Genomic DNA, 10,699 nt, shown 5'->3' with positions numbered 1-10,699 from the left:
GACTACAAGCAGGGATGTATGGTATTTTAGGTGGCTTAATGGTTGGCGTTGCTGGTATGAGCGGTGGCGCTGTTATTATCGGCGGCTTATTTTTACTGGGATTACAAGATTTTCAGGCTATTGCAACTTCAACTTATGTTCTGGTTTTTATGACTATCACGGGTGCTATCTTTCATATCGCTGATGGGCGAGTAGATTGGATTGCTGGGTTGCCCTTGATGATCGGTGCTATCATTGGAGCTGTTATTGCACCTAGACTTGCCCAAATTCTAGCTAAAACTAAAATCACACGCTACATGAAACCCACAATTGGTTTCTTGCTGGTATTATTAGGAGTTAAGTCGTTGCTCTGAATAATTTTTTAGCAAGCGCTTTCCAAACCAAAAAAAGTATGTTAATATAATTTTGAAAATTAGTTAGGATCGTAACAGCTTAGAAACTGGCGAAACCGAAGAAGTATACAATAATGTATGCTTTTTCGGTTTTTTTATGCAAAAAAGGAGAGCAATCATGGAGCAAAGGCAATATTCACAGTCTTTAATAACTGAATTACAGACGAAGACTTTTGAAAAAAATATTAATGGCGTTAAAGAAACTGTTAAACCTGTACCTGGTCAAACAGGAGAAACAAAACTAAATATAGTAGATCCATATGTTAAAAAAATTATTCAGAAAAAGATGGATGAGGGTATAGGATCTAAACCATTTTCACTAAATTTTGACCGCAATCGTCCAGAAAATATTACCTATGATTTAACAACTAGTAAGGTAATTGAAGAAGAACAATTAGTTGAAATTGATAATGACCATTACATTGATACCTTTATTTTTAAAGCTGAAAATGCAAACCCTGACAATCCCATTTTAGTTTATTTTCATGGTGGAGCTTATATGACCGGTAAAATAGAAGAATTTGGTAAGCAAATGAAATATATTGCTGAACAGGCACAAACGACAGTCATCTTTCCCCATTATCGGCTGGCTCCAGAAAATCCTTATCCAGCAGCAATTAATGATGCATTAGGTATCATTAAATGGGCAACAAGTAACCACGAAAAACTTGGATCACATAGTAAAAAGCTGGTCTTGGCAGGTGACAGTGCAGGCAGTGGATTGATTAACTCTTGTATTGTTTTAATGAAGGACACCTCAATTATTTCCCGGGCCATAGAACTATATCCGGCTATAGATAATAATATGGAGCCATACTATGATTGGAATAAATTTGATGTTTGTCCAGCAGATGAGCAATATGTTAAAAATAGAGTTCGCAGAATGCTAAGTTCTTTGGCTGGCTTTGAAAGCAACTATCTACATTACAAATTAGATCCTAGAGATGAGGTGGTTGATCTTTTTAATATTAGGGATTGGAGTAAGATACCACCGCTTACTTTTATTTTGAATCAATACGATTTGATTACGTTAGTAGCGGAAGAGTTTATCAAACAAGCTTTACAACACAATGTCGACATAAATGTTATCAAATATATGGGATGTGATCATGGTAGTTTAAACTTTTTTGGTACAGAACCACAGGCTGAAGATATGTGTATTGAAATAGCTAAAATAATAAAAAAGCGCTTGCATGACTAAAATAAAGCTGATAATATAATAAGTATAAGTGAATAAAGGATCGTAACAGTTTAGAAACTGGCGAAACCAAAATATTGATGATGATGTATTTGCAAAGTATATCATGAATCTTTATTTTGGTTTTTTGTTTTTAGGAGGAAAAAACATGGCAATTATAGGAGCAAGAATTGATAACAGATTACTTCATGGTATCGTTGCAACTAGCTGGGCACCGGACTCTGGTGCTACAAGAGTGATGGTAATAGACGATGATGTGGCAAATGATCCACAAAAAAAGCAGGCAATGAGACTGGGAAGACCATCTGGTATGGCAGTGTCAATTATCACAAAGAAGACTGCTCTAGAAAATTTTAGTAATCACAAGTATGATCGTCAAAAAGTTTTTATCATCTCGCAAACACCTGAAGTTTTTCTCGATTTGTTAGAGCAGGGGGAAAAAATTGACAAGTTGGTTCTAGGTGGAACGTTGACATTTGATAATGCAATAAAGGTAACAAAAAGAGCATATATTAAGCCTGAACAAGTTGAAATTTATCAAGCAATACTTAACAAGGGATGTAAAATAGTTTCTCAATACGTCCCTCAAGATGACAGTGTTGATGTAGCAAAAGTTTTAAAAAGTAAGAAAGCAGGGGCATAATTATGGGATTTACTATTTGGCAGATCATTTTAATTACTGTAATAGCTTATATTCAAAGGCTGGATTTTGAGACCGCGCAAATCATTCCAGCAAACTATATGTTTTGGTCTTGTGTTGTTGGCGCAATACTAGGAGATTTTCAAATGGGACTGGTTGTTGGTGCAACTATTCAGTTAATGTCATTGGGTGTAGCAGCTTTAGGAGGCAGTTCTACACCTGATTATGCAGTAGCTGCAATAATCTCAACAGCGGTTGCGATTGGTACGGGAAAAGGAATGGCTGCTGGACTAGCACTTGGAGTCCCTGTAGGGATGATATGCATTCAGTTGGATGTTTTACTTAAAATTTTGAACTCGTTTATTACCAATAAAGCTCATGAACTTGCTGATAGAAGACAATACCGTAAAATGCGTCTTCTCATCCCAGTTATGACTGCATTAATGCCTTTAGAATCAGCAGTACCTGTATTTATAGCAGTACTATTTGGTAAAACCGTTGTTACAAGTATTTTAAACTTCATGCCAGCCTGGTTTACGGTTGGTCTCAATGTTGCTGGAGGAATGTTGCCAGCAGTTGGTATGGCTATGCTTTTAACTTATATGCCACTTAAAAAATATGGCTACTGGCTATTAGTTGGTTTTGCACTAACTGCATATCTAAAGATGCCAATCTTGGGGGTAGCATTAATTGGTGCTGCAGGTGCGATTCCAACTTTTATGAATTATGCAAAAACTAATAGCAATAATAATTCGGTTACTAACGCAAATGGGTTGACACAGGAGGATATGGAAGATGAATAAAGAAATTGAAACTAAAAAAGAAGGCAGAGTTTTAACCAAAAAAGATATTTGGAGAGCTATGAGAAGGCATTATCTAGCGATTAGTACTTATAACTACGATAGCGGCTTTGCAGCGACTTTGGTTTGGGAATTGTTCCCAGCACTTAGTAAAATTTATCAAGATGATCCGGATGGTTTACAGGCTTCTATTGATAATCAATTCAAATTTTATAATTGCAATCCATGGATGTCTCCGATTATCACGGGAGCAACTTTGGCAATTGAAGAGAAAGGCAAAACCAAATCTTTGCAAGCAGTTCAGGATTTAAAGACTGCTTTAATGGGACCCTTTTCAGGTATCGGTGATACCTTAATTTGGGTACTATTTCCAACTGTGTTGGGTGCCATTGCCGCTTCAATGGGTAAGCATGGTAACAGTGTTGGCATGTGGATATACTTAGCCGTTTATATTTTATTCTTTTTCTTACGTTCATTCTTATATAATGTTGGCTATGACTCTGGAACTGCTTTAATGACCAATATGAGTGATAAACTTTCTGCATTAACAGATGCTGTTTCAGTATTGGGAATTGCCGTAATCGGTGCAATTGTTCCTTCCACAATCAATTTTCAATTAGCATTGAAGTTTAGTCAGGCTGGTGTGACACTTACAGGGCAACATATTTTAGACCAATTAATGCCAGGATTATTACCAGTATTATTGACGGCTTTACTATATTGGATGTTAAAAAAAGGACGTAAAATGACCACATTAATTTTAATGGTAATTGTTATTGCCATGGTTGGTGCTGCATTAGGAATTTTAAAGGCTTAATATGAAACAAATAGTAATTATTTCACATAAAACTTTAGCAAAAGGTATGGCTGAAACGGTTAAATTTTTTGCGGGTGATATTAAAAATATCCATTATCTTTGTGCTTATGAAGATGGTAAAAATGAATTTCCAATCCAAGAACTCACAAAATTAATAAGTGATTTTAGTGAACAAGATCAAGTATTTTTGTTAACTGATTTATTAGGTGGCAGTGTCAATCAGAATTGTTCACAATTAATCAAAAGAGAAAATGTCAATGTAATTACTGGCGTTAATTTGGCTTTAGTGTTGTCAATTATACTTGATCCAAGTAAGCAGTTAAAGAAGCAAAAAATCCAAGAATTAATAGCCCAAGCTAAAAACCAGATTGTATATATGAATGATTATAACAGTGAAAATGAATCAGATGATGAATAGGAAATAAAGTTATGGAAGTAGTAAAAGCCTTTAATAATAATGTTGTTCTGGTTAATATCAAAAATCATCAACAAGCTATTCTTTTTGGTAAAGGTATTGGCTTCAAAAAGCAACCTGGAGATCAAATTAATAAGGGCAAAGGTGTTCAGACTTTTATAAAGAATATTAAGGATCCAGAATGGCTTAATTCATTATCAAATTTACTGGAAAATGTACCACTTGAATATTTAGCAGTATCAAAGAATATTGTTGATCATGCAGAGAAAAAATTGGGAACTAAGTTTAATCAATTTTTGATTATTAGTTTAGCCGATCATATCTATTTTGCTGTTAAAAGGAATAGTAATAACAATATTTCATCTTTGACTAGTGTCAAAAATGTTTATCCCCTTGAATATGAGGAGGCTAAAGAAAGTGTTAAAAGGATCAATGCCACCTTTAATGTTAAATTAGCATCTGGTGAAACCAGTTTAATTGCAATTCACTTTGTTGAAAATGAAATTAGTCCTATTAACGAGGAACAGCAGACAAATAAAAATTACGTTACATTACATTTAAGCAAAATATTGCAAATTATTATCAGGGATTTAGGCTATCCTGCTAAGCCAACAGCACTTGAAAGGCTGACAGTTCACTTGAAATTTTTGATTTCACAAATTCAAACCAATAATACGTATTTAAATGATAAGTCTCAAGATAATAAACAGATATTAGATTCCTTTTTAAAACAGTCTCCAGAATTAAAAGGAACTCTTAAAAAAGTACAAGATTACTTTTTCCAGGAAATGGATTATAAATTAAATAGCAGTGAGCGTCTTTATTTAGTTATTCATTTAAAGCAGGTAGAAAATAGTTCACAAGATGAATAAATGAGGTGGGATAAACTAATGAAAATTGCAAATGTAATAGATAATCTAATTCAATATGAGCGAGGTGAAATAGATGTCAAAGAATTTGAGGGACTAGAAATAACTGGAAAGCTAACTAAGCTGGGACATGATACTGATAGAGATAAAATTCTTTATGGACAAAAGCACTTAAATGACGAATGCACAGGTGTTGTTACTACTTGTTGGCCCAGTGTGGCAGTAGTTGAGAAAGCTCATGAAATCGGAGCCAATCTAATTATTTGTCATGAGGCAATGTTTTGGAATCATGGCGATCATACAAACTGGCTCAAAGAAAATCACAATGAAACTTTCGCAAAAAAGAAGGAGCTATTAGATCAATATAAAATCGTGGTGAGAAGAGACCATGATCATCTACATTCAGGTATTCCGGCTAGTGAAAGTCCTGATGGGTGGGCAGATGGTATTTTTTATGGCTATGCGCAAGAACTTGGTTGGACAAAGTTTATGAAAAACTTTAATGGCATTCCATTCTACTTTGATTTTCCAGTTGGTACTACAGCAAGAAGCATTTCACATCATTTGTTAACCAAGTTGCACTTAAATGGTTGCCGAATTGAAGGGGCACCTGATACTCCTGTAAGAAAAGCTATTATTCCCTTTCATAATCTAGGTGATGCCAATGAAACTATTAACTTAATTAATAAAGAAAAAATTGATTGTATATTAACGATGGAAATGATTGATTTTACGTTGGCAGAGTACATTAGGGACAGTAACATGTTGGGATTGAATAAGACAATTGTTCAAATTGGACACTTCAACACAGAAGAGGCAGGGATGCGCTACATGGAGAAATGGTTGCCACAAGCTATTAAAAGTTTAGAAATACCAGTTAAATTTGTCCAATCTGGTGATATGTATCATTTTATTTCAGAAAATTGATTAATTCTCTATCAATTATCTCTATCAATTATAAATAGCAAATTAAAAACGTGATCCTGCTATGAAAACAGAATCACGTTTTTGGTGTATATTTAAATTTTATAATTGCACAGACATTACCTCGTCGAAATCTGCGGCAGGTTTATTTGTCAGAGTGTATTTAATATTTTTAACCTTGTCTTTTGAATTTGTAATTACCACGATGACAGTTGGATCCTTGCCACTATCTTTAACTTGCTTAATATCCATGAATGCAATTTTTTGACCAGAGACAACCTCATCGCCTTCTTTAATAAAGAGCTTAAAGGGATTGCCTTTTAGTTCAACTGTATCAATACCTAAATGTATTAAAACTTCTAGTCCATTATTTGTGGTAATACCGATTCCGTGTTTTGTTTCAGCCAACATAGTAACTTTACCTGAAACTGGAGCATAGATGCTGCCTTCAGAAGGCTTAACTGCAAAACCGTCACCCATCGTTTTGCTGGCAAAAACCGAATCAGCTACATCTTCCAATGGAATTACAACTCCAGCAGCAGGAGTAGAAAAAGTCATGCTTTGTGTAGAAGTTGGTTTTGTATCATTTTCCCTAGCAACTTTTCCACCCAAAATTACTGCCACTAGAGCACTAGTTAAGAAAGCTGCTATTAAGCAGATAATCATTAACAAAGCATTGGTAAAACCTTGACCTGACTTGACATAAACTGGCAGAGAAGTGATGCCGGGCATTACAAATGCATAGCACTTAATACCAAGTAAAACGGTTAGCATGCCACCAACTCCGGAACCACACATTGCTGCTAACATGGAACTTTTATGAACTACATTAACTGTATAAAGAGCAGGCTCAGAAATGCCTATGAAAGCAGAGAAACTGGTAGATAATCCTGCGGCACGTAATTCTTTATTTTTCATTCTTAAAGAAGTGCCAAAAGCTGCTCCGGATTCGGCCATATTGTGTACAAAAGACACTGGCAATAAGTAATCATAACCTAATGTAGCGATGTTCTGAATTTGAATAGGAGATGTTGATTGATGCATACCTGTTAAAACGATTAATGGCATGAAAAATCCTAATAAAAATCCTGCTAACAAACCTGCTTTATGGAATAACCATACTATGCCATCAGCTAGATACTGACCGCCATATGCTCCTAGTGGCGCTAAAATCCACATTGCAATTGGCACAGCAGTAATTAAAGTTATGGCAGGAACTACTACCAACTTTAATACGTCGGGTATAAAGCGGTCAACAAAGTGATAAATAATGGCCATTAATCCCACGCCTAAAATAACTGGAAAAACAGAAGAGGCGTAGTTAAATACTGGAATATTTAAGCCGAATAATGTCAATCCAGAATGACCACTAGCTATTTTGGCAACAAACGTCGGATAAAGCAATGCACCGGCCATACAAATACCGAGAAATTCATTTAATTTAAATTTGCGTGCTGATGAAATTGCCAGTAAGAATGGCAAAAAGTAAAAAGGAACATCAGCGATTAAATTAAATAGGGCCATTGTGGTGTTTTTTTCGAGTCCTGGTGAAATTGCTAGAACTATTGCCAAAATCCCCTTTAGCATGCCTCCTGCAACTAATGCCGGTAAAATTGGTTGAAAAACTCCTGAAATGACATCTAGAATTACTTTTCCAGTGATTTTAAACTTGTGTTTACCTTGATCTTGGCTATTATCGCTTTGCTGAGGACCTAGGATTTTCTCAATTTCTGCAAAAACTGAATCCACGTTTGGACCAATTACTATTTGATATTGATTGCTTTTGATAGTAGTTCCAAGAACGCCTTGTAAATTATCAATTTTTGCTAATTTTGCTTTGCTAGCATCTTTTATAGTAAATCTAAGCCTAGTAACACAATGCCAATAGTTATTGATGTTATTATTTCCACCCAGATAATTAATTATACTCTTTGCTAACTCCTTCTTTTCCATTATAAATTTTCCTTTCTGGTACTAACGAGATTAATTGTTGATATGTTCTTTAATCTTGTTCTTATACCAGTAAAGTGAGTCCTTTTTGTATCTTTTTCCTGTGCCTTTACCGCCATTATCTAAATCAACATAGATTACACCGTATCGTTTATCCATGGTTAACGGACCGCAAGAAACAATATCGATTATGCCCCACATGGTGTAAGCAATTAAATTTACGCCATCTTTTACAGCTTCATCTAATTGATCTATATGGGCACTAAGATATGCGATGCGGTAATCGTCGTGTACTTTGTGATCTGAAGTCAATTCGTCATGGGCACCAATACCATTTTCTGCAACAATAATTGGTAGGTGATAGCGATCATATATTTGGTTAAGAGTGAACCTTAAGCCAATAGGATCGATTTGCCAACCCCACTCGGATTCCTTTAGATAAGGGTTTTTCTTAGTCATAATCAGATTGCCTGCTGTTTGTTCCCAATTATCATCATTGGTAGATACTTGTGAAAAGTAGTATGAGAAGGAAACAAAGCCAACAGTTCCGTCTTTTAATAATTCTTTATCACCGGGCTCAAAGTGAATGTGAACGTTGATTTTATCAAAATAACGTTTCATGTATTCTGGATAATAGCCCCTTGCTAAAACGTCTAAGTAAAACCAATTTGAATACTGGTCATCTTGGATGGCTTGCAAATTGTCTTCTGGCTTTGAAGTAGCGGGGTAAGTAGTGAAACGGGCAATCATACCGCCAACTAGTTTTCCTGGCACAAGTTCTCGTCCAAGTTGTACCGCTCTTGCACTACATAAGAACTGGTGATGTAAGCATTGGAAAATCTCCTGGTCCATGTTTTTTTCTGTACCGGGTATTAGGCAAACCCCATCCCAAGGGGAAAACTTAGCAGCGTTTATTTCATTGAACGGCAACCAGTAATCTACCAAGTCACCTAATCTTTTATATAAAACAGTTACATATTTTTCGAAAAATGAAATAATTTTTCTGTTTTTCCAGCCACCGTATTTTATGACCAAATTAACGGGGATGTCATAGTGAATCATTGTGGCAAAAACTTTTATGCCGTATTTTTTACACTCAGTAAACATATCACGATAATATTTGATTCCTTCTTCATTTGGTTCTTGGTCATCACCATTAGGAAAGATTCTTGACCAACAAATTGAAGTACGAAAAATTTGTAATCCCATTTCTGCCAGCATTTTTATATCTTCTTTATAATGATGGTAAAAATCAATACCTCTTCTGAGGGGATAATATTTTGTTCCCTGATCTTTTAAAGCTTGATCAAATTCTTCTTGTGAAAAAGGATTATTTTGGTGCTTATCTTCAATTTGCTCAGGTGTCCAGCTAGGATCTAGGTAGCGTAAATCTTGCGTAGAAATTCCTTTGCCTCCTTCTTGAAAGCCTCCGTCTGCTTGAGAACATGCAATTGCTCCTCCAAGCAGGTAATTTTTATCATAATCTTTTTTCTTCATATTTATTTAACTCACTTTCTAAGTTTTTGTACCGCTTACAATGCTATAATAATTGGAGTTGTAAATCATTTAAATATCATTAACAGTTTTATTTTTTATCATATTCATTAAGGTAACATTGTGAGCAAATTATTACAGCAAAAAATTTTTCAAACTACAGATAGCGAAGAATGGCATTTACGAAATAAGAACAAATTAAGTCCTTTTTACAAAACATTAAAAACTAAAAATTATCATGGTCATCAAGTATTCTTCTTTGATTTTGTCAATACGTTAAAGGAAAACAAAATAGGTATGATTCGCGAAACACGATATACAACAATACCACCGCATTTACATAAAGATATGGAAATGAATTATATTTATTCCGGGAAATGTACATTTTTTATTAATGGTAGAAAAATTACTTTGAGGAAAGGTGATGTATGTATTTTAGATACAGATGTTATAAATAGTGCCGCATATAAGGGAACTAAGGACATAGTTTTTAATATAATGTTTAAAAAAGAATATTTTTCTTCAAACTTTTTATCACAGTTTAACGGTTCAGATACTTTGAGCAGATTTTTGTTGAATGCAATTATAGGTAAACAAAGCTCCGATAACTTTTTAATCTTTCATACAGAAAACACAAAAAAATTTGCGCAAATTTTTGATATGCTTTTAGAAGAGCATTATTTTCCTAAATCCAATAGTATTAACATAATTGAAAATTATTGTTCGATTTTATTTTTTTATTTGAGCAGGATAATTGGTGATGATAATCAAAATTTAATTGTCAATACGGCCGATAAGAATGTTTTACAGATTTTGCAAACTATTGAGAAGAAAGATGGCAATTGTTCACTCAATGAAGTAGCAAAAGAACTTCATTTTTCTGTTAGCACAATTTATAAGTTGTTAAAAGAAGTAACTGGTAAAAATTTTTCTCAGATTAAAATTGAAACACAGTTAAAAAGAGCAAAATTTCTTCTATCTGAAACGTCATTGCCTATCACTGAAATTATGTTAAACGTAGGTATTAAAAATACAACTTTTTTCTATAGTAAGTTTTATGAAAAATTTGGTGAAACCCCCAAACAATTTAGACAGAAAAATCAGCATTTGCAGATTTAAAAAAATAATAAACGTAATAATTATTTAATAACCTTATCATATAGCTTAAAAATATACAATGAGTTTTTAGGCGAATGCTAA

Annotated in this window: 11 protein-coding genes; 9 read left to right on the top strand and 2 right to left on the bottom strand. The window is 34.2% G+C overall.

Translation table 11 applies throughout. The features are described from left to right. The 8 genes from JF76_RS10455 to JF76_RS09465 all read left to right on the top strand — a co-directional run. A partial coding sequence (locus JF76_RS10455) for a TSUP family transporter (RefSeq protein WP_045928820.1) occupies window positions 1-353 on the top strand: 353 nt, incomplete at its 5' end. Between the two features lie 157 nt (window positions 354-510). Continuing rightward, complete coding sequence (locus JF76_RS09495; RefSeq protein ID WP_045928819.1) at window positions 511-1,593, top strand: alpha/beta hydrolase; 1,083 nt, start codon at window positions 511-513, stop codon at window positions 1,591-1,593. Window positions 1,594-1,738: 145 nt separating this feature from the next. Beyond that, window positions 1,739-2,233 (top strand): PTS sugar transporter subunit IIB, encoded by a 495-nt coding sequence (locus JF76_RS09490; protein WP_045928818.1) that lies wholly within the window; start codon window positions 1,739-1,741, stop codon window positions 2,231-2,233. A gap of 2 nt (window positions 2,234-2,235) precedes the next feature. Continuing rightward, the gene (locus tag JF76_RS09485; RefSeq protein WP_045928817.1) at window positions 2,236-3,033 is read left to right on the top strand and encodes a PTS mannose/fructose/sorbose/N-acetylgalactosamine transporter subunit IIC; all 798 of its coding nucleotides are present in this window, start codon (window positions 2,236-2,238) and stop codon (window positions 3,031-3,033) included. After that, window positions 3,026-3,847: a PTS system mannose/fructose/sorbose family transporter subunit IID gene (locus JF76_RS09480; RefSeq protein WP_045928816.1), complete on the top strand. Its 822-nt coding sequence runs from the start codon at window positions 3,026-3,028 to the stop codon at window positions 3,845-3,847. The genes JF76_RS09485 and JF76_RS09480 overlap by 8 nt, the downstream gene beginning before the upstream one ends. Before the next feature lies 1 nt (window position 3,848). Next, the gene (locus JF76_RS09475; protein ID WP_045928815.1) at window positions 3,849-4,265 is read left to right on the top strand and encodes a PTS sugar transporter subunit IIA; all 417 of its coding nucleotides are present in this window, start codon (window positions 3,849-3,851) and stop codon (window positions 4,263-4,265) included. 11 nt (window positions 4,266-4,276) lie between these two features. Next, complete coding sequence (locus JF76_RS09470; RefSeq protein ID WP_045928814.1) at window positions 4,277-5,134, top strand: PRD domain-containing protein; 858 nt, start codon at window positions 4,277-4,279, stop codon at window positions 5,132-5,134. 18 nt (window positions 5,135-5,152) lie between these two features. Next, window positions 5,153-6,058 carry a Nif3-like dinuclear metal center hexameric protein gene (locus tag JF76_RS09465; protein ID WP_045928813.1) on the top strand — a complete coding sequence of 302 codons (906 nt, stop codon included), beginning with the start codon at window positions 5,153-5,155 and terminating at the stop codon, window positions 6,056-6,058. Between the two features lie 99 nt (window positions 6,059-6,157). On the opposite strand, the gene JF76_RS09460 is transcribed toward JF76_RS09465, so the two are convergent. Continuing rightward, window positions 6,158-8,008: a glucose PTS transporter subunit IIA gene (locus JF76_RS09460; RefSeq protein ID WP_045928812.1), complete on the bottom strand. Its 1,851-nt coding sequence runs from the start codon at window positions 8,006-8,008 to the stop codon at window positions 6,158-6,160. 30 nt (window positions 8,009-8,038) lie between these two features. Further along, on the bottom strand, window positions 8,039-9,502 hold the full coding sequence (locus JF76_RS09455; RefSeq protein WP_045928811.1) for a glycoside hydrolase family 1 protein: 1,464 nt from the start codon (window positions 9,500-9,502) through the stop codon (window positions 8,039-8,041). 120 nt (window positions 9,503-9,622) lie between these two features. On the opposite strand from JF76_RS09455, the gene JF76_RS09450 reads away from it, so the two are divergent. After that, on the top strand, window positions 9,623-10,618 hold the full coding sequence (locus JF76_RS09450; RefSeq protein ID WP_052697121.1) for an AraC family transcriptional regulator: 996 nt from the start codon (window positions 9,623-9,625) through the stop codon (window positions 10,616-10,618). Window positions 10,619-10,699 lie beyond the last annotated feature (81 nt).

It is taken from the genome of Lactobacillus kullabergensis (assembly GCF_000967195.1).
Lineage (GTDB): Bacteria > Bacillota > Bacilli > Lactobacillales > Lactobacillaceae > Lactobacillus > Lactobacillus kullabergensis.
Note: the sequence above shows the minus strand (reverse complement) of the source record. Positions and strands in the feature narration are given on the sequence as shown.

Excerpts from the sequence above, each read along its gene's own strand:
- JF76_RS09495 (WP_045928819.1), top strand. The coding sequence starts at position 511 with ATGGAGCAAAGGCAATATTCACAGTCTTTAATAACTGAATTACAGACG.
- JF76_RS09490 (WP_045928818.1), top strand. The coding sequence starts at position 1,739 with ATGGCAATTATAGGAGCAAGAATTGATAACAGATTACTTCATGGTATC.
- JF76_RS09485 (WP_045928817.1), top strand. The coding sequence starts at position 2,236 with ATGGGATTTACTATTTGGCAGATCATTTTAATTACTGTAATAGCTTAT.
- JF76_RS09480 (WP_045928816.1), top strand. The coding sequence starts at position 3,026 with ATGAATAAAGAAATTGAAACTAAAAAAGAAGGCAGAGTTTTAACCAAA.
- JF76_RS09475 (WP_045928815.1), top strand. The coding sequence starts at position 3,849 with ATGAAACAAATAGTAATTATTTCACATAAAACTTTAGCAAAAGGTATG.
- JF76_RS09470 (WP_045928814.1), top strand. The coding sequence starts at position 4,277 with ATGGAAGTAGTAAAAGCCTTTAATAATAATGTTGTTCTGGTTAATATC.
- JF76_RS09465 (WP_045928813.1), top strand. The coding sequence starts at position 5,153 with ATGAAAATTGCAAATGTAATAGATAATCTAATTCAATATGAGCGAGGT.
- JF76_RS09460 (WP_045928812.1), bottom strand. The coding sequence starts at position 8,008 with ATGGAAAAGAAGGAGTTAGCAAAGAGTATAATTAATTATCTGGGTGGA.
- JF76_RS09455 (WP_045928811.1), bottom strand. The coding sequence starts at position 9,502 with ATGAAGAAAAAAGATTATGATAAAAATTACCTGCTTGGAGGAGCAATT.